This window comes from Acinetobacter sp. YH12095 (assembly GCF_013419245.1).
GTDB classification, from domain to species: Bacteria; Pseudomonadota; Gammaproteobacteria; order Pseudomonadales; family Moraxellaceae; genus Acinetobacter; species Acinetobacter towneri.
This window is the reverse complement of record NZ_VPAL01000002.1, coordinates 81,967-101,699: the sequence shown is the minus strand read 5'-3', so window position 1 is coordinate 101,699 and position 19,733 is coordinate 81,967. Positions and strand designations below refer to the sequence as shown.

Below are 19,733 nucleotides of genomic sequence, written 5' to 3'. Positions count from 1 at the left end.
GCTAAGGCTTCTTACGTTTTCAGCACCAAAAGGCACTTCAACTTAATTGTAACCATCCTGAATGCCCCTAACCCAAAAGTTAAGTTCATCTTTGCGATGCTTTATCTCTGAATGATGGTGTACCCATAACTGTGTATAGGTACACCTTTCCCCAAGCTGGAATCCCGCTTATTCAGGTAGTTTAAAGTCAGTTACAGATTCACGTAATGATTCTGCCATGTTGGCCAACTCAGATACCGAACGTGCAGTATCGAAAGTTGCACTGGTCGTTTGCGAGGTAATTTCCTGTACAACGTTCATCGTGGTTGCAATGTGACCTGCAGAAGCAGACTGAAGTTTTGCAGCGTCCGAAATGTTAGAAATCAATTTCGCAAGGTTGGTTGATACCGTTTGAATTTCATCCAGTGCAACACCCGCATCCTTAGATAAGTTCGCACCACGTACAACTTCCGATGTGGTTTGTTCCATCGAAATTACGGCTTCGTTGGTATCAGTCTGAATGGTTTTAACCAGTGTTTCAATCTGTTTAGTTGCAGATGCTGAACGTTCCGCTAGACGCTGTACCTCGTCGGCTACGACTGCGAAACCACGACCTGCTTCACCCGCCATAGACGCCTGAATTGCTGCGTTTAATGCCAAAATGTTAGTTTGGTCGGCAATATCGTTAATCAAGGCAACGATGTTACCAATCTCTTGTGAAGATTCACCCAAACGCTTAATACGCTTAGAGGTTTCTTGAATCTGCTCACGAATGATATCCATACCTTCAATTGAACGGTTTACAACGTCTGCACCATTCGATGCAATATGTACTGAACGTTCTGCTACCGCTGCTGATTCTTCAGCGTTGGCAGATACTTGGTCAATTGACATTGCCATTTCGTTAATTGCGGCAGATGCACCTGCAATTTCTTGCGCCTGATGCTCAGATGCTTCAGCAAGCTGGTTGGTAATGTTCTGTGTGGTTGCCGTATATTGTGCAACTTCGTGCGATGTTTCGTGAATACGCGATACAAGGTCACGTAATTGGTCAATTGCGAAGTTAATCGAGTCGGCAATGGCACCCGTGAAGTCTTCCGATACTGTTGCGTATGAACGTAAGTCACCATCCGCAAGGTCGGCAATCTCATCAAGTAAACGTAAAATCGCGTTCTGGTTACGGTCATATTCATCTTGTAGACGAACCACGCGAGTTTTATCGGCTTCACCACGTAAGTTCAAGAGTTTGAATACACAGAATAAGAACGCAAGTAATGCTGCAATTAAGCCAATTGCAGGAATTGCAATAGACCAACCTGAACCGCTAGACAATTTATTTAAATTGGTTAAAAGCTTATCTGACTGATCAAAAATAGAAGATGATGCCTGACGTACTTTTACAATTTGTGTTGAGTTATTTAAAACTGTTGCAGCAGCAGATTTCAATACATCTTCATATTCTGCTTGAATACCTTCTAATGAACTACGTAAATCTTCTTGAGTAATACGTTGTACACCAAGTTCCACACTACCATTTAACTGTGCTGCCAAGTAAGCACCAAACGTTTCGGTATCGGCACTAAAGTCATCTGCAGATTCACGTGAACTGTCTGTACCTGTTAATACAGAACTGATTGAACGTAAAATACGTTCTGCAATGAATACTTGGTTCTTTGCAATAACCACCTGGCTACTTGGCATGTCTTGACGTGCCATTTGGTCAACCATCAAGTTATATTCAGCCTGAATACCCGGAATGGTTTCACCAATTGCAATGTTGGTGTCATAGAGTTGGTTAATGATTTTTTGTTGCGAAGCAATCAAATCAATATTTTCAGAAACCGATTTCCACTGTGTTTCCACTTCACGCAGTGTATCTGTGCTGGCATGAATATCCTTCACTGTTTCTAAGTGAGCAGCAAAGGCTTTTTGTGAATCTGTTAAGTTTTTAATAGATTCAGGCGTACCTGATGCAGTCGCTTCGGTTGCTTGACGTGAAATGGTTTGTGACAACAGACGTAAATCACCCAAACTACGGGTAAAATCGTTATTACGCGGCACGCTATAAAAAAGGTATAACAACAGGAAAAGCGATAAGATGATACAAAAAGCTGCGCCTAAAATAAGTGGCTTAGATTTTTCTGTTTCGCCAAATACACTCGCAAACTCTTCTGTTCGCGCCTGTAATTTTGCAAAAAAACCTGGACCACTTGCTTTACGGACGGTTTCTTCGCCTGAATTTTTCTTTTTAAGTTTAAAGCCCATGCAGCTTCTCCCCGATTGACGCCTTCATTTTTTAGGTGCGCGACAGTTAATTTATAAATTTTATAGATGCGTTCATGTATTTTGGGTTTTGCAATAAACGACTAAATAAGAAAACATGCCATTGTTGGTTATGTTGGTGAAAATACCCCTGACAATATTCTTGTAAATTACTATCTAAATCATTGTGTTTAGAAAAGAAACTTTTCTTATTAAAGTGCTGTATACCCAAAACTTGATCTACAACTAAACCGACATAATGGTCATTATGACTAATACACATTACTTTTTGAGTAGGTGAATATTGGCTACTTTGCCCAGAAACATAATGTGCCAAATCTGAAACTGAAAGTAATCTTCCGCGAATATTCGCTAAACCTACTACCCAAGGTTGGGTATTTGGCACTGGCGTATATTTCGGTGGATAAATAACCTCAGAAACTTCTCCTAATGGAGCAACGAAATATTGCCCCATCATCTCAAAAGCAATGCCTGACCAGCGGTTTACCTCATTTTCGGTACTAACGTAGTTTTTGTTTCCACGTTTAGATAACCGAAGCAATTCAATAAAACCATTTGCAGCCATAGCTTATCCTGCATTAAGATGTTGATTAATCACATCAATTAATTGTTTTTCGTCAACAGGCTTAGTTAAGTAATCGCTTGCACCTTGGCGTTTTCCCCAAACACGATCAGTTGCCTGATCTTTGGTACTCACAATTACAATTGGAATGTGTTTGGTGGTGTCACCACGCGAAATTTGACGTGTTGCCTGAAAGCCATTCACGCCTGGCATAACCACATCCATTAATACTAAATCTGGTAATTCAGCTTGCGCCATGGTCACGCCATCTGCACCATTCGCTGCTTCAATGACTTCAAAACCATGCTTGGTCAAGATTTCTCTAAAGCGGAATGTTTCTGTAGGTGAATCATCTACAATAAGAATACGAGCCATTATTTTCCCCAATAAATCTAACTAACTAATAATTATGCGGTCACGTGGTTACGAATGGCGTTTAATAATTCATCTTTACTAAATGGTTTAGTCAGATACTCATCAGAACCCACGACACGTCCTTTAGCTTGGTCAAATAAACCATCTTTACTTGATAGCATAATGACAGGAATGTTTTGGTAGTTTTGCGAGTTTTTAATTAAGGCACACGTTTGGTAACCATCTAGGCGTGGCATCATAATATCTACGAATACGATATCTGGATTTGATTCTGCAATTTTGGATAAAGCTTCAAATCCATCAACTGCGGTAACCACTTCACAACCTTCACGCTGCAGAAGTGTTTCAGCTGTACGGCGAATGGTTTTTGAATCATCAATCACCATGACTTTTAGATTTTGGAATTTATCGTCCATTCAATGACCCTTCCCATTTTTGTTTGTACAAGCAACTGAGTAGAAAAATCTTACACATTGATCGTATTTTTAACATATCTTTACTTGTAGTTTCAATGAACATATTTAGTGTAAATCTACACTTTTACACCATTATCACCAAACCGCTCACACTTTCTTGTGACCATTGATATTTTTTATCGGTTGTATTTTTTTAATTCCTAATTTTGATCTAATATAACACTATTATTACGTGTAATTTAAGTAATTTAGTCAACTTTATTGTGGGGGACAACGTGAGCACTTTTTTTGCAAAATCACTCGCTGTCAAATTAAAACAAAATAAGCAGTCACTTAAATTGGGCATGCTTGCTTTACTGCTCTTGTCCTCTGCCCCACTCATGGCTGACAGCCAGAACAAAGCGGTGTGGTATCGCTATTATGATCAACATGGCGTTGCAAATATTAGTAGTAATGTGACACCTAATCATATTCGTCATGGTTATGAAGCATTAGACCGTAACATGCAAGTAATTCAGCGCGCACGTCCATACAACACCGAAACGGATATTAAAAAAGCCCCACAACGTGCTGCTCAAGCGTATCAAATGGAATCTGATCAGCGTTTGAAAAACGCCTATACCAATAGTCAAACTGCAATCACCAAACGTAATAACGCTTTAGCGCATATTAAAAAGCAAATTATTTTCCAACAAGAACAACTCAAACAGTTGCAAAACGACCGTATTACTTTTAAACGTCAAGAAATGGAATATTTACGCAAGGTCAAACCTGTGCCTGCACAACTAAAAACCAATTTGGACAATAACTTAAAAAACATCGAGCTTAAAAAAGATATGATTCAATCTTTACAAACAAGCTATCGAAATACACAAGCAGAATACGACAGAATTATTACTCGCTTAAAAGCACTTGAATAGTTGATTTGAATTACCTTGTCATTTTGGCAATCAATAAGGACAAATATGCATGCACATTGCACAGCGTATCGCAGTTAGGTTTAATCGGCAGCATTTACCCATTTTTCGTATCGGTGCAATCGGTTTATGTATTTTGCTGAGTGCCTGCCAAAAAACAGAAACTGAAAATAAAACAACAGTATCAGAAAAAATTGAACTCATTCAGCAAGATTTAGTGACACCACAACAAGGCAGCGCAATCAGTAAAACTGCCTTTACAGGCACAGTGCGTGCTGTGAATCAAAGCAGTATTCAAGCACAGGTGACTGCCACAGCAACCTCAGTCTATGTCAAAGTGGGAGATAGCGTACAACGTGGTCAAACCTTGCTACGCTTAAATAATCAGGATAATGCTGCGCGTTTAGCACAAGCTCGCGCCAATTTAGCTGCAACGCAAGCGCAAGCCAACCAAGCCCGCAACATGATGCAACGAAAAAAACGTTTGCTCGATCAGGGTTTTATTTCACAAGTGGAATATGAGCAAAGTCAGTTAGATTATCGTGCGCAAATGGAAAATGTACGCGCCCAACAAGCCAATGTCGATATTGCACTAAAAGCCGATCAAGATGGCACGATTACCAGTCCAATTCATGGTGTCATTACCCAACGTCAAGTTGAGCCTGGGCAAACTGTGGCTGCAGGACAAACCTTATTTGAAGTCGTCGATCCGAACCAATTAGAAATTCAAGCGAAATTACCAAGCGACTTACAAGCCGCACTCAAAATTGGTCAAAAAATTGAATATCAACTCCAAGGACAAGCAAACACATTTAATGCACAAATTAGCCGTGTTTCTCCTGTTGCGGATTTAGCCAGTCGTCAAATTGAATTTTTTGCGACCCCGCTTGAGCGTCTTCCCTCTTTAAGTATTGGGGCATTTGTGGATGGTTATATTTTAGCGAACACGACAATTTCAGGGCAAATCATCCCACTCAATACCATTCACGATATCCAAAACAAACCTTATGTTTGGGTGATTCGAGATCAAAAAATTGCCCGCGTGGATATCACAGTTTTAGAACAGCGCTATAGTGACAATACTGCTGTGATTCAAGGCTTACAGAGCAGTGATCTAGTCAGTCGAGTGGTGTTCAACCCCGATCAAATTCAGCAGCAGGTGATCATTCAAAATAACCCTCAATAAATTGAATTTCATCTCAATGCAGTAGTGCAGATGTCCAATAAATAAAAAATCAGGATCGTTGTTATGTGGTTTACCCGAGTTAGCGTCAAGTATCCCGTTTTTACCATCATGATGATGTTTTGTCTAATGGTGCTTGGCTTGGCTTCATGGCAACGTATGGGCGTGGAAGAATTTCCTGACGTCGATTTTCCGTTTGTAGTGGTTTATACCAGTTATCCGGGTGCATCACCTGAAACAGTTGAATCTGAAATCACCAAGAAAATGGAAGATCAGATCAACACCATTTCTGGACTCAAACAACTGGTTTCACAATCCAGTGAAGGGTTATCTACTATTATTGCCGAGTTTAATTTAGATGTTCCTTCGGCAGTGGCGGCACAAGATGTACGCGATAAAATTTCGTCTGTCAGTGCAGGCTTTCGAGATGAAATTCAAGACCCTGTGGTGGAGCGCTACGACCCAACTGCCAATGCAGTCATGTCGATTGTGTTTGAATCCTCACAAATGTCTTTGCGTGATTTAAGTTCCTATTTAGATCAACAAGTTGTACCGCAACTGCGCACTGTGTCTGGTGTCGGAACTGTTAATTTATTGGGTGATGCACAGCGACAAATTCGTATTGAGGTAGATCCACAAAAGTTAATGAGTTTTGGACTGGGTGTGGATCAGGTCATCAACACGCTCAAAGCTGAAAATATTGAAGTACCTGGCGGCACACTCAAACAAGCCAATAGTGAATTGGTGGTCGAAATCCAATCCAAAGTCATTCATCCTCTGGCTTTTGGCGATTTAATTATTGCCAATAAAAATGGTGCGCCAATCTTTTTAAAACAAGTTGCCACAATTCAAGACAGTCAGGCAGAGCTGGAAACCAGTGCATTTTTAAATGGGCAAACTGCGGTTGCTGTCGATATCTTGCGTAGTTCAGACTCTAATGTCATTGAAGTGGTAGATAACACTTATAAAACCTTAGAACGTATTCAAACCCAACTGCCTGCTGGCATGACTGCAAAAGTCGTGGTGGATTCTTCTAAAGGGATTCGTGGCAGTATCCGTGATGTAGCACGTACCATTATTGAAGGTGCGATTCTGGCAGTCCTGATTGTACTGTTGTTTCTTGGTTCATTCCGTTCTACCGCCATTACAGGATTGACCCTGCCAATCGCCCTACTCGGCACACTCACCTTTATTTGGGCATTTGGCTTTACCATCAACATGATGACCTTACTGGCGCTCTCGCTCAGTATTGGCTTATTGATTGATGATGCAATTGTGGTACGTGAAAATATCGTGCGTCATGCAGATATGGGCAAAGACCATGTCACGGCTGCTTTGGATGGTACTAAAGAAATTGGCTTAGCAGTTTTAGCAACCACCTTAACCATTGTGGCGGTATTTTTACCTGTGGCATTTATGGGCGGCATTATCGGACGCTTTTTTTATCAATTTGGTGTCACCGTCAGTACTGCCGTACTGATTTCCATGTTTGTCAGTTTTACGCTGGATCCAATGCTTTCTGCACACTGGGCAGAAAAAGCAAATCCGAATAAAAAACCTGGACGGGTAAAACGCTTCTTAAACTGGATTTCTAACAAACTCGACAATTTAAGCCATCATTATGAAAAACTTTTAAAATTGGCACTACGATTTCGCGTTATCACCTTATTGATTGCCGTGGGTTCATTATTTGCTGCACTCGGATTATCCAAACTGATTGGCACAGAGTTTGTACCTGTACCTGACAAAGGTGAAATTCGGATTAAATTTGAAACACCTGTGGATGCATCGCTTGAATATTCACAAGCAAAATTAAAACAAGTAGATCAAATCATTCGTCAACACCCAGAAGTACGCGCGACTTACGGGGCCATTAACAGCGTGACAGATCGCGGGAAAAATCATGTTAATTTACGTGTAACTGTCAGCCCGCGTAATGAACGTCAACAAACGCTAACCGAACTCAATAACGAATTTCGCCAGCGTCTACAAAGTGTTGCGGGCATCACCATCACCTCTGTCGCCTCTGCCGATGAAACGGTTTCTGGTGGGCAAAAACCTGTGATGGTGTCTATTAAAGGCCCTGATTTAGCAGAATTACAAAAAATCTCTGACCGCTTTATGACCGAAATTGCTCAGGTGAATGGTATTGTCGATTTAGAAAGCTCGCTAAAAGCTCCTAAACCTACATTAGGTGTTCATATTAACCGTGTCCTTGCCAGCGATTTAGGGCTATCGGTAAATCAAATTGCCAATATTATCCGCCCACTGATTGCGGGGGATGATGTCACCACTTGGCAAGATGAACGTGGCGAAACCTACGATGTCAATGTTCGCCTTACAGAAAACCATCGTAGCTTGCCGAGCGATGTGCAAAATATGTATTTAACTTCACAAAAAACCGATGCCAATGGACAAAATATTTTAGTGCCTCTAGCAAGTGTGGCGAAGTTTGAAGAAAGTTTAGGTGCAGCGCAAATCAACCGCCGTGATTTGGCCCGTGAAGTTTTGGTCGAAGCTAACACTGCTGGACGTCCTGCAGGGGACATTGGTGCCGACATTCAAAAAATTCAGGATAACTTTAAATTACCCGCAGGTTATAGCTTCGACACTCAAGGCGCCAATGCTGACATGGCTGAATCTGCAGGTTATGCACTGACTGCAATTACCCTGTCTATTGTGTTTATTTATATTGTTTTAGGTTCGCAATTCAACAGTTTCATTCACCCCGCAGCAATTATGGCTTCCCTACCTTTATCGTTGATTGGAGTATTCTTGGCACTGTTTATTTTTAACTCGACCATGAACCTGTTTTCTATTATCGGTATTATTATGCTGATGGGATTGGTCACCAAAAATGCGATTTTACTAATTGATTTTATTAAAAAAGCCATGGATCAGGGCGATTCACGTTATGATGCAATTATAGCTGCAGGGAAAACCCGTTTACGCCCTATTTTAATGACCACCAGTGCAATGGTGATGGGGATGGTGCCACTCGCACTTGGCTTGGGTGAAGGCGGCGAACAAAGTGCGCCTATGGCACACGCAGTCATTGGCGGTGTAATTACATCCACCCTACTCACCTTGGTGGTCGTACCTGTCATTTTCACTTACTTAGATGATTTTAAGAATTTTATGTTACGCCAAACGCGTAAACTGATTTCTTAAAATCTCACGCAAAGTCACACAATCGTTCGGGCTAAATTTTAACGCAAGTTTAGCCCGATTTTTATTGTATAATCTGGCTTTGAAAAAACTCCATTTAACGCTTCACTTTTTAGGACAGTTTCCATGCGCGCGAGTCGCTTTTTATTTGCTACGTTAAGAGAAACCCCAAACGATGCCGAGGTGATTTCTCACCAGCTGATGTTACGTGCGGGTATGATTCGTAAATTGGCTTCAGGTTTATATACTTGGCTGCCAATGGGTGTACGTGTGCTAAATAAAGTTGAAGCCATTGTTCGTGAAGAAATGAATCGCGCAGGTGCTTTAGAAACATTTATGCCTGTCACTCAGCCTGCCTCACTTTGGGAAGAATCAGGTCGTTATGTGCAATACGGTCCTGAATTACTGCGCTTTAAAGACCGCCACGACAATCCTTTTGTACTTGGCCCAACACATGAAGAAGTCATTACCGATTTGGCGCGTAATGAATTAAAAAGCTATAAGCAATTACCAATCAACTTCTATCAAACTCAAACCAAATTCCGTGACGAAATTCGCCCACGTTTTGGGGTAATGCGTTCACGCGAATTTATTATGAAAGATGCTTATTCTTTCCATACCGATCAAGCTTCTTTACAAGAAACCTATGATGTAATGTACGACACCTACTGCCGTATTTTCTCGCGCTTAGGTTTAGACTTCCGCCCAGTACAAGCAGATACAGGTTCTATTGGTGGTTCTGGTTCACATGAATTCCACGTTCTGGCTTCAAGCGGTGAAGATGATATCGCCTTCTCTACCGAATCTGATTATGCAGCCAATATTGAAATGGCTGAAGCTATTTTGGTGGGTGAACGTGCTGCGGCAACGCAAGAACTCAAAATTGTGGATACACCAAACCAAAAAACCATTGCGGAAGTTTCTGCATTTTTAGGCACAAATAGTAACCAATCAGTCAAAGCGCTCTTGGTTCAAGGTGTTGCAGATGAAACAGGTCAAGTGCCTGTGATTGCATTATTCCTGCGCGGTGACCATGAACTCAACGAAATTAAAGCAGAAAAGCATCCACAGATTGCAGCACCACTTACTTTTGCAACCGATGCACAAATTGCAGCGTTAGGTTTAACTGCTGGCTTTGTTGGTCCACAAGGTTTGGTTGAAAAAGGCATAACTGTGATTGTAGACCGTGCTGCATCAGTACTGTCTGACTTCGTTGCAGGTGCAAACCAAGTTGATCAACACGCAACAGGTGTGAACTGGGAACGCGATGCACAATATACTGAAGTTTACGATTTACGTAACGTCGTTGAGGGCGATCCATCTCCAGATGGCAAAGGAACTCTACAAATTAAACGCGGTATTGAAGTCGGTCATATCTTCCAACTCGGTACTAAATACTCTGAAGCGCTGGGCTGCAAAGTATTAGGTGAAGATGGCAAACCGTTTACTGTTACCATGGGATGCTATGGGATTGGAGTCACACGTGTCGTTGCCTCTGCCATTGAACAAAATTTTGATGATAAAGGGATTATTTGGCCTGCAGCCATCGCACCATTTGAAATTGCGATTGTACCAATGAACGCACATAAATCACCTCGCACATTAGAAGCAGCAGAAGCACTTTATGCTGAACTTCAAGCTGCGGGTTATGATGTATTACTGGATGATCGTAATGAACGTCCTGGGGTGAAATTCTCTGACCTTGAGCTTACAGGTATTCCGCACCGTATTGTGATTGGTGAGAAAGGTTTAGATGCAGGTACTTTTGAATATAAAGGTCGTCGTGATGCTGAATCTAGCAACCTAACGAAAGAAGAATTACTCATCAAAATTGCCAAATAAGATTGAAGACTGAGTATAAAAAATCCCGCACAAGTTGCGGGATTTTTTTCATTTGGGATTAGCAGAATTTCATACCACCATAACAGTTAGGGGTAACATTTTGGTTTTGTAAAACCTGATTATTAAGTGTTAATCTGGCTGGTTGACCCGTGTAATATCCTGTGTAACTACCAACATCGATATTCATTTTACGCTCGATTGGTGTACCAGCCAATGAACCTAATGCTTCTAACAAACTTACATCTACATTATGCTTATCTTGCATTAACTCAGAAGTTAATGCTTTTGCGACCTGTGGTAGTACTGCAGAAACATCTACCAAATCCGCAGTTGCCAAATAACCTAATTGCACTGGTTCCTTAAACGACATCCACCAACCTTGTTGTGCAATATCTTTTTCATCTGCACCCATCCACTGCACTGGCTTGCTTTGTAAAGATAAATATCCACCTGTTCCTGTCAGAGGAATATTGTGAATCATATTTAGGGCTTGGACAAAAGTAATATCCATATTCAAATTTTCTAATGTAGAACCCTTACTCATTTTAAAGAATGAGTGATCACCAACAGAACCAAACAATAAAGGAGGAAATGTGACATATAACTGGTCTTTTGAAAAGTCAGGTGTTCCATTTACATCACCAGTATATGTCCCAGACTCTGTTGCCGCTAGCGGAATAGAAGCTAATGTTGAACGGATACCCGTAACTATAGCGGACTCCATACGCTGACCAGTCACTACTGTTTCAGGCATCGTAAAATCAGCTCGCATCGATGGAACGGTAATCCCAGTATGTCCTTCTGCGCCAGGTTTACTTGTATAGACACGATCCTGCCCCAACGCAGTCAGTATCCCACTAATTTTTTGGTCAGAGGCATTACCAAATTTAGCTTCTTTAGTAAATGAATGCCCTTGCGTTTGTGCCATTTTCATATAACCACTGAAACTTTTAATCCCGTCATTTGGGTTTTGCACGTTATCTGTACCCAAAGTCAGTAGACCTAAAATTTCTTCTGCACCTAAGCGAAAACCAACCACTTCACGTGTTGACGCACTATTTCCACTAATCGCAAATTCAATAAATGGATTGGTAATTTGTGCACTGGTACCCGCACGTTCACCATTAAACTTTGGGTTACCTGTTGAATCATAGGATTCATTCAAACCACTTAACGAAATATTAGAAATATCAATATCACATCCCGCTTTACCACCAATCGCGTTATTTACACCGCCACAACCTAATTGTAGCGTTTTAATGTTGGCATTAAGCTCCATGAGTGCATCAACACTTAGTTTATAAAAATTTAACCCTTGCGATTGATCTGTCGCAGTCATCAGGTTCAAAAGTGCCTGACCTTGTACATGAGATAACTGATCATCATTTAAAGCCTGCATCGCTTGAGCAGAATTGAATGAAAAAGCTGTACTTAAAATAGATGCAACTAAAATTGTTTTTTTCATTTTATTTCTATCCTTTAGCGTGGCGTAATGCCCAATGTGCTGCGCATGGTTCCACCTGTAAGTGCGACAGATGCGATTTTCTGCATATTGCCATTGGTAGACATTGCAAAGTTTGTTTTAAAGGGTTGAGCAATATCATTTTTATAATTAAATTTCACTTGATTGTCTAAAGTGACCGTATCTGCACTGACGACGACTTTTCCTTTGACACCTAAATGACCTTCCATACGATTCAAGTTAATAGAAGACGTTTGAACAGTTTCATTATTCACTTGATCTTCATTAATCAAACTAAAATAACTACCTAAATTCTTCGGATCAGCCTGTTCTGTGCTATCTAGACTTCTAAACTTAAAGTTCGCATCAAAAGACAAAAAGTTTGAGTTCGGATTAGTATCGGTTGGATCCATTCCAGGAATTACCAACAATTCACCATTGCCATCTAATTTAAAAGCAATTGTGGTCAACACATCATCTTTCTTAGAGAAATTATCGTAAGGTACAAAACCACCGCATTTAGTTGATCCTGTGACGCAGTTGTATTTCGAACCTGGTAATTGTCCAATCGCTAACTCTGCTTTTGCTGCAACTAATAAATGATCTGCACGAATATAAATCCCTTCATCTTCATAACCAATCACACCGTCGGACTGAATTAATGCATCAATATTTCTTAAACCAGCATAATAGTTGACAGCTTCACCAGCATGCAGGCTGTCTTGCCCGTCAATTAAGATAATAGAAGTGGTACTTGGTAAGCCTGTTTTTGAATCAATGCCATAACCTTCGGTAGAAACAATAGCGTTATAACCAATTCCAGTTTTGTTCGTTCCATCATAAGGTGACAGATATTGTTTACCCGACAAGGCCACATTGGCATTTACATTATAAATTGGAATCCCAATACCCCAAGAACCACCATCTCCTGTCAATTCATTTAAAGAGTTGTCAGAAATAATTCTAGCTTTGGCTGCAATAGACTGAAAGTCCATACCACGAACAGCGATCAGTGAGAACTGGTCACCTTCAAGCTTACTCGATAGCAACTGGTTTAAAATAGGACTGGTTGCACCAATAGTATTTTTAATATTTTCATTGACTAAAAAATTGAGGTTTTTCGCTTGTACGGTATTAATATAAATATCGCCAAAATCGATATAGGCATTTTTATTGTGTAAATTACCTTGTGCATCACGTGTGGTTAGCGGTCTTAAATTCGAAAATTCAACCGCATAACTGCCTTTTCCTGTGTGCCCAATTTCTAAAGTTGTTGGTAATTGCCCTGTGGCCAAACCTGTCGTATTTTGATTGGTAAAATCGGCAGATAAGCCCAAATGCAAACCACCTTGCCCCACCACAGTATCGTAGCCTGTAACTGCGGTATTTTTAGTTTCAATTACACCATTGACCTTATTCGAAACGTCAAAATTGGCAACATTTTTTTGATGCCCATTAAAAAACAATTTCGCATTGCTTACCGCACCTGATGCACCAAAGCGAATTAAATTTTTATCATCATAACGCAAGTCAATATTGACCCCAGGGTTAGTTGCATTTTGTCGGCTACTAGCAACATCACTCAGGTCTTTCACTCGTCCAAGATTCACAAAATGGTCGGTGGTGCCATTTTTAGTGGTAAAGACCAATCCCTCATCGGCATCAATGTACATATAGCCGTCAGTCGCAAAATTAAAGTTAAAATCATGCATAGATAATTCATGCTTACCTAAACCATGACTAATTTTGGCATTCTGTAACTGGAAGTTTAAATGTGCCGTTTCATTTTGATTGAATAAACCTGCTTTGGTTTCTAATAAAACTTTTAAAGGTGATTTAGTTTCTAAGCCGAACTGACCCAAGCTTTGTGTTTCTTTAGTACAACTATTTCCGACACAGTTTTTTTTGACCAAGTTTAAATCTGCAGTCGATTGAAAAGCATCAATGCTCGCATCGATACGCACACCTGCACCAACATCAGTTTTACCCACATCTAAAGCAAGCTTACTGATAATAGGCTGGTTATTCTGTCCTTTAATTTCTACATTATGTAAGCCTAGACCCAGTTGAGTTCCAGCCACTAAATCAGGATCATACCAATTGACTTGATTAATCGTGGCTTTAGACATTTCATGGGTGATTACAATACCATCTTGCCCACTTACATCAGACAAATGCTGGTCTGCAATCAGCTCTAAAGCATACACTTGTTGCGCACAAAGTACGCTCAATGTTAATAAATTTAACTGCATTATTTTTTTCATTTTTATTTCCCTATACTGTACTTAATCCTATATTCAACAACGGCTTGCTGCTGAACCTGTACAGTTGTAGCTAAATATTTTCACATTGCCAGACATGTGCATATTGCCGTGAATATTTAAGCCCATAAATCCTTTTTCAGCGCCCTGATCAAACAAAGGGACATCTTCTTGCTCAACTGGGCTATAACTACCATTTTGCTGATAATTTCTTCCTTGAAATTTGGTATATACCTCTGAATTTGCATAACCTTCATTTGCTCCCTGCCCTGTACCTGTTTCGATCGCCATGGTTGCAAAACCCAAATTTCTTATTTTTAATGGCTTATCATCATAAAACTTAAGCTGCATTGCCGTTTGTGGGTCATTTTTATGATTAATAATAGTCGTGCCATCTAAAGAAAATTTATCTATTTGTATGGTGCCCTGAATTTGTTTAAATACCAGCCATTTTTTATTGCCGTTATTATCTTCATGGTTATTGGGTGCAATCGCTAAACGACAAAGCACATTATTGTCAGCACAATTTTTACTATAGCGATAATAAACTTCTGTAGGTTTAGTCCCACCATTAAATTTAGAAATATTGCTGAGTTCTAAATTTTCGGCATATTCATGGTTTAACGATAACGTCCAACTGAGGTCTGCTCCACCTTGACCAGTAGCCTGCGTTAATTCATGATTTTCCAGTGCAATTAAATTGGCATGGGTCAAAGGACTACACATCAATGCAATACAAGACAGTTTTTTCAACATGATGATTCCCCTCTTATAGACCTGTCGTTTTAAATTTAAGGTGCTGAATCAGCACGCCATCAATTGCAACCGAACCTAGATTCTTAGTAGAACCATCTACACCTTTAAATACAACACCTGTGGCATCCGTATGATCTTTGGCACGTAACATATTATTTGGCAAGCGTTCTACAGTACCAATTGCAATACTACTATGCGTCGCATTACGTCCTTGATACATCGCAGCACTGTCATTGACATTGGCTTTTAGCGGTGTGCCACAACTCACCACATTACAGGTAGAACCTGTAAATGCTGTAGAACCTAAATACCCACCCTTTCCATCTTCATAATTTTGATAAATTTTATTGTAAATTTCAGGAACATTCGGAATACGTGTTACTTCTAGCACAATATTATTGCCCTCAGAACCAACCACAAAAGGCTGATACATATTCCCTAAAACTAAATTGATATTCGGACTGTATAAATACAAACCCTCTGTATCATGAAAAACTGGTGCCAATGAACCATCTATTGCTGGTGTGACCGCCGTTCCATCCAAAGTATCTGATTTTGCTGCTGTACTAATGCGGATTCCTTTACTATCTAAGTTTGAATCTGTGAAACTTAGATTCGCAGGATTATCATTGGTATTTAAACGCAATAAACTTGCCATACCCAATGTTTGATGATGATTTGGATTATCAGAGTCTAAAGTCTGAAATAGTCGCATTTGAGAACCATTTAGGCTTAAACCATTGGCAACAAACTGAGTACGTAAACGGTGCTCTTTATCTAAACCAGATTTTGGCGCCCCAGTGCTTGGATCCACCTCTGCACTTGAGTTCAACTGACGTGAAAAAATATCAGTCCAAAAGCCCAGTTTAATATTATTATCACTTTCAGTTGGCGTAGTAGTTGCGAGTGGTGCCTCTAGTGCTAAATAACCAACATCTTTTTCTACATTTTTAAATTGTTTAACTTTTTCTGTGCCTGCACGGAATAACCACGGGTTATCTGCTGAACCCCAGTTAAAGCCTTGATTGCTATAACGACTGCTTAATGAGTTATCACTTTTAGATAAGGCTAAACCATAAATAAAGACATCTGCTTTGGTTCTTAATGATTGCACAGGAGAACCCGATGCAGCAATTGCCGCTGCCTGTTCAGCCGATTGTATAATTTGAGCATAAATTTCTGCCACAGCAGACTTGGCTGTATCTTCTGCAAGTTGACTCGCATTATATTTAGCCCGAATATCAGCCGATGCTGTTTCTTTGGTTATTTCAGCCTGTATTAATGTGGCTACTTGTGAACCAACTTGGTCTGCTCGAGTGAAGTTGCTAAGCCCTTTATAAAAATCAGAATTCAATAAATCATTATTAGCTTCTGCCGACCGACTCCCATATAAAAGATCAAGCATTTCATAAGTGTTTGTAATAGCATATTTTTTTGCTTTTTTCTGATCTGTGCCAATATTACTCAAAGAGTACGCTGTAGTCCCATCTTTTGCTAGACCTTCACCATCAGTATATAACCATCCATCCTTCCATCCCCAAGTACCATTACTATAGTCTGCAAGACGCTGATTGTAATAATTCTTGAGCGTCTCATTATTAAAAAAACCTTCACGAACATCAAATGTAAATGTTTCTTTTTTCGCGTCAACATCAGCTTCAATATTTTTAGTATATTCTTGATACAAAGTTGAATATTGATTTGTATAGGTTTGTTCATAAGTTGAACGGTAAGTTTCGTTATATTTATGCTCAGCCTTACCTTTTAAAACACTTTGATTATAAGTATTGTTATAAACCGTATGGTATGCACTTTCTGCCAACTGCACATAATTCTCCCCCGTCGGGATAATACGAATAAAGCCCGTATCATATTGACTAGGGTTTTCTAAGCCACGTGTATAGCTCGACCCTGTAGATAGATCATTCGGTTGCTGAAACACCATTTTGAAGTCATCAAGGACTAAAGCAACCCCTTCGCCTGTGGTATTTGACAAAGAGTCATCGGAGAGTGCTTGTAAAGCATAACTCGGATTCGCCAAAAGTAAGCCTATCGCAGTGGCTAAGCAATGCTTACGAAAAGGGTAAGTAATTGCGTGTTCAGTCATCTCGACCTTCCTTTTATCTGATGCTCCGCATCTTTCTTTTATTTATCTATAGCTTGGCTATTTATTTGAGTGTTTTTATCCTTAAAAACGTGATTATGCCAAACCATTCTCATATTTAATTATGCTGAATATTTATGCAAATGCAAAACAAACTGGCTAAACAGCACAGCTTTCCGATGAATGAAAAAAAGCGAGCACATTGGCTCGCTTGTTCAACAGAAAAATTGTGATGGGTTAATCACTTATGCTTTAGGCAAGGTCACGCCTGTCTGCCCTTGATATTTACCACCACGGTCTTTGTACGAGGTTTCACAAACTTCATCTGATTCAAAGAACAGCATTTGTGCCACACCTTCACCCGCATAAATACGTGCAGGTAAGTTCGTGGTATTGGAAAACTCTAAAGTTACATGACCTTCCCACTCGGGTTCGAGTGGCGTGACATTCACAATAATACCGCAACGCGCATAGGTCGATTTACCTAAGCATACTGTCAATACATTGCGTGGAATACGGAAATATTCAACGGTACGCGCCAAGGCAAACGAGTTTGGCGGAATGATGCACACATCTGATTCAATATCGATAAAACTTTTTTCATCAAAGTTTTTTGGATCGACAATTGCTGAGTGAACATTGGTAAAGACTTTAAATTCACGTGCACAACGTACGTCATAACCATAGCTAGAAACACCATAAGAAATGAGTTTTTCGCCATTTTCATCAAAGCGAACTTGGTTTTCTGCATACGGTTCAATCATGCCGTGTTTTTCGCTCATTTCGCGAATCCAACGATCAGACTTAATTGCCATTTATTTTCTATCCAAAATATGAATGTTTAACTGTGCTGTACTTTAACTGAAAACCAGATTAATGAAAACTAGCTACTTTTAAAGCGCCAAGATAATTTAAATTTCCGCCATTTCCCATTTACAGGCACACTAATCCTAAGTAGCTTCTAGCTATTGAAATACTTATAAGGCAACAATAACTGTTATTTTTCAATTCGCACTTAAAAAATACGATTATGATCTTTTTCAGCTTTAGGCAGTTTTTTTGCTATCTGTTGGGCAATCGCAATATAACTGTCTGCAGCATCATCGCCAGCAATTACAGACGGTGTGCCTGCATCGACATTTTCACGAATACTGACATTCAATGGTAAACGCCCAAGTAACGGAATGTCATATTGTTCTGCCAGTTTATCGCCACCACCTTGACCAAAAATTTGTTCTTCGTAGCCGCAGTTTGAGCAGATATGCGTCGACATATTCTCAATTACGCCCATGACAGGGATTTGCACACGATTAAATAGTTCGATGCCTTTGACAGCATCCATTAAGGCAACATTTTGTGGTGTAGTCACAATCACCGCTCCCGTTACAGGAATACGCTGTGCAAGTGTCAATTGAATATCCCCCGTTCCTGGTGGCATATCAATCATCAACACATCTAAATCTGGCCATAAAGTTTGATTAAAGAGCTGCATTAATGCACCTGTGGCTTTTGGTCCACGCCACGCTACAGGTGTATTGTGGTCACCTGTTAAATGTCCGATGGATAACACAGGCATCCCAAAAGCATCCAATGGTACAAATTGCTCAGCTTCAATCATTGGAGTTTTGCCAGCATTGCCGAGCATGGTCGGAATACTTGGACCATAAATATCAGCATCTAATACGCCAACTTTTAAGCCTAGCTTTTGTAATGCCAAAGCCAAATTTACAGTAGTGGTAGATTTTCCAACCCCGCCTTTGCCCGAAGATACCAAAATTACGTTTTGAATACGCGGATGTTTCGGCACATCGCGCTGTTGTGGCGCAGCTTTTTGAATCGGTGGATTATTCGGATCGGCTTCTTGCATTGAACTTTGACCTGCAGCATCGACTACTGGCGGTAAATGAGATGCTACGGTCTGTGTGGTCGATGTTGAGCAGCTTTCACCTTCAGCATGTTGATGCCCACAACTTTCTTTTTTCTGTCCAGATTTCTGCTGAATCACATGCATATTCAGTTCTTTAATGCCGCATTTTTCTAAAGCATCTGCCAGTTCATCATGAATTTGTTGTAAATGTTGTTTTTCTTCAGGATAAGTATTGATGGTGATTTGCAGAATATCACCTTGCACATTCACTTGAGAAATACGATCTTTTAAAGCATGTTCAGATTCAGGCAATATATAACTTTGTAGCACGTGCTGAATAGCTTCCTCATTCACCGTATGCGAAGGTGAAAAAACTGATTTAAGTGAAGAAAGCCAAGACATAGATTTACTCCAAAGTTTGGAAATACCGCGATTTTGATAGTGTAACGATAATTCAGTATAAGGTTAAGTCGTGCTATCACTGAAATACTTAATTCTGAGTATATTGCTTGGTTTTTGACATGATTTATCTTCAAATGCAGACCAAGAGCTTGTTTC

14 protein-coding genes are annotated in these 19,733 nt (G+C 40.1%); 4 read left to right on the top strand and 10 right to left on the bottom strand.

The window, feature by feature from the left end; translation table 11 throughout:
* Nucleotides 1-168: 168 nt before the first annotated feature.
* Genes FTU35_RS02150 through pilG form a run of 4 tightly spaced genes read right to left on the bottom strand, consistent with a single transcriptional unit; the run spans nucleotide 169 to nucleotide 3,615 of the window.
* Nucleotides 169-2,244, bottom strand: coding sequence for a methyl-accepting chemotaxis protein (locus FTU35_RS02150; protein ID WP_004975528.1), 2,076 nt, complete (start codon nucleotides 2,242-2,244; stop codon nucleotides 169-171).
* 46 nt (nucleotides 2,245-2,290) lie between these two features.
* Complete coding sequence (locus FTU35_RS02145) at nucleotides 2,291-2,827, bottom strand: chemotaxis protein CheW (RefSeq protein WP_004975527.1); 537 nt, start codon at nucleotides 2,825-2,827, stop codon at nucleotides 2,291-2,293.
* A gap of 3 nt (nucleotides 2,828-2,830) precedes the next feature.
* The gene (locus tag FTU35_RS02140; RefSeq protein ID WP_004975526.1) at nucleotides 2,831-3,199 is read right to left on the bottom strand and encodes a PleD family two-component system response regulator; all 369 of its coding nucleotides are present in this window, start codon (nucleotides 3,197-3,199) and stop codon (nucleotides 2,831-2,833) included.
* A 32-nt stretch (nucleotides 3,200-3,231) separates the two neighbouring features.
* Entirely contained in the window at nucleotides 3,232-3,615 is a 384-nt protein-coding gene (gene pilG, locus FTU35_RS02135; protein ID WP_004975524.1) for a twitching motility response regulator PilG, read from the bottom strand.
* Between the two features lie 275 nt (nucleotides 3,616-3,890).
* On the opposite strand from pilG, the gene FTU35_RS02130 reads away from it, so the two are divergent.
* The 4 genes from FTU35_RS02130 (at nucleotide 3,891) to FTU35_RS02115 (ending at nucleotide 10,725) form a co-directional block, all read left to right on the top strand.
* Nucleotides 3,891-4,535 carry a hypothetical protein gene (locus FTU35_RS02130; RefSeq protein WP_180064460.1) on the top strand — a complete coding sequence of 215 codons (645 nt, stop codon included), beginning with the start codon at nucleotides 3,891-3,893 and terminating at the stop codon, nucleotides 4,533-4,535.
* A gap of 49 nt (nucleotides 4,536-4,584) precedes the next feature.
* Complete coding sequence (locus FTU35_RS02125) at nucleotides 4,585-5,718, top strand: efflux RND transporter periplasmic adaptor subunit (RefSeq protein WP_004975519.1); 1,134 nt, start codon at nucleotides 4,585-4,587, stop codon at nucleotides 5,716-5,718.
* A gap of 63 nt (nucleotides 5,719-5,781) precedes the next feature.
* A complete protein-coding gene (locus FTU35_RS02120) occupies nucleotides 5,782-8,886 on the top strand; it encodes an efflux RND transporter permease subunit (RefSeq protein ID WP_180008765.1) in 3,105 nt (1,034 codons plus the stop codon).
* A 123-nt stretch (nucleotides 8,887-9,009) separates the two neighbouring features.
* Entirely contained in the window at nucleotides 9,010-10,725 is a 1,716-nt protein-coding gene (locus FTU35_RS02115) for a proline--tRNA ligase (RefSeq protein WP_180064459.1), read from the top strand.
* Nucleotides 10,726-10,783: 58 nt separating this feature from the next.
* Here the strand turns inward: FTU35_RS02115 and FTU35_RS02110 are convergent, their stop codons facing one another.
* From FTU35_RS02110 to apbC, 6 genes are all read right to left on the bottom strand, one after another.
* Nucleotides 10,784-12,190, bottom strand: coding sequence for a hypothetical protein (locus FTU35_RS02110; RefSeq protein ID WP_167846168.1), 1,407 nt, complete (start codon nucleotides 12,188-12,190; stop codon nucleotides 10,784-10,786).
* Nucleotides 12,191-12,204: 14 nt separating this feature from the next.
* The gene (locus tag FTU35_RS02105) at nucleotides 12,205-14,451 is read right to left on the bottom strand and encodes a DUF6160 family protein (protein WP_180064458.1); all 2,247 of its coding nucleotides are present in this window, start codon (nucleotides 14,449-14,451) and stop codon (nucleotides 12,205-12,207) included.
* A 33-nt stretch (nucleotides 14,452-14,484) separates the two neighbouring features.
* Nucleotides 14,485-15,204 (bottom strand): hypothetical protein, encoded by a 720-nt coding sequence (locus FTU35_RS02100; RefSeq protein ID WP_179989682.1) that lies wholly within the window; start codon nucleotides 15,202-15,204, stop codon nucleotides 14,485-14,487.
* Between the two features lie 13 nt (nucleotides 15,205-15,217).
* The gene (locus FTU35_RS02095) at nucleotides 15,218-17,311 is read right to left on the bottom strand and encodes a hypothetical protein (protein WP_180064457.1); all 2,094 of its coding nucleotides are present in this window, start codon (nucleotides 17,309-17,311) and stop codon (nucleotides 15,218-15,220) included.
* Between the two features lie 242 nt (nucleotides 17,312-17,553).
* On the bottom strand, nucleotides 17,554-18,123 hold the full coding sequence (gene dcd / locus FTU35_RS02090; RefSeq protein WP_004975507.1) for a dCTP deaminase: 570 nt from the start codon (nucleotides 18,121-18,123) through the stop codon (nucleotides 17,554-17,556).
* 200 nt (nucleotides 18,124-18,323) lie between these two features.
* Nucleotides 18,324-19,577: an iron-sulfur cluster carrier protein ApbC gene (gene apbC / locus FTU35_RS02085; protein ID WP_167846171.1), complete on the bottom strand. Its 1,254-nt coding sequence runs from the start codon at nucleotides 19,575-19,577 to the stop codon at nucleotides 18,324-18,326.
* Nucleotides 19,578-19,733 lie beyond the last annotated feature (156 nt).

Bases quoted from the DNA above. Each gene is read 5' to 3' on its own strand.
- FTU35_RS02150 (WP_004975528.1), bottom strand. From the start codon at position 2,244: ATGGGCTTTAAACTTAAAAAGAAAAATTCAGGCGAAGAAACCGTCCGT.
- FTU35_RS02145 (WP_004975527.1), bottom strand. From the start codon at position 2,827: ATGGCTGCAAATGGTTTTATTGAATTGCTTCGGTTATCTAAACGTGGA.
- FTU35_RS02140 (WP_004975526.1), bottom strand. From the start codon at position 3,199: ATGGCTCGTATTCTTATTGTAGATGATTCACCTACAGAAACATTCCGC.
- pilG (WP_004975524.1), bottom strand. From the start codon at position 3,615: ATGGACGATAAATTCCAAAATCTAAAAGTCATGGTGATTGATGATTCA.
- FTU35_RS02125 (WP_004975519.1), top strand. From the start codon at position 4,585: ATGCACATTGCACAGCGTATCGCAGTTAGGTTTAATCGGCAGCATTTA.
- FTU35_RS02120 (WP_180008765.1), top strand. From the start codon at position 5,782: ATGTGGTTTACCCGAGTTAGCGTCAAGTATCCCGTTTTTACCATCATG.
- FTU35_RS02115 (WP_180064459.1), top strand. From the start codon at position 9,010: ATGCGCGCGAGTCGCTTTTTATTTGCTACGTTAAGAGAAACCCCAAAC.
- FTU35_RS02110 (WP_167846168.1), bottom strand. From the start codon at position 12,190: ATGAAAAAAACAATTTTAGTTGCATCTATTTTAAGTACAGCTTTTTCA.
- FTU35_RS02105 (WP_180064458.1), bottom strand. From the start codon at position 14,451: ATGAAAAAAATAATGCAGTTAAATTTATTAACATTGAGCGTACTTTGT.
- FTU35_RS02100 (WP_179989682.1), bottom strand. From the start codon at position 15,204: ATGTTGAAAAAACTGTCTTGTATTGCATTGATGTGTAGTCCTTTGACC.
- FTU35_RS02095 (WP_180064457.1), bottom strand. From the start codon at position 17,311: ATGACTGAACACGCAATTACTTACCCTTTTCGTAAGCATTGCTTAGCC.
- dcd (WP_004975507.1), bottom strand. From the start codon at position 18,123: ATGGCAATTAAGTCTGATCGTTGGATTCGCGAAATGAGCGAAAAACAC.
- apbC (WP_167846171.1), bottom strand. From the start codon at position 19,577: ATGTCTTGGCTTTCTTCACTTAAATCAGTTTTTTCACCTTCGCATACG.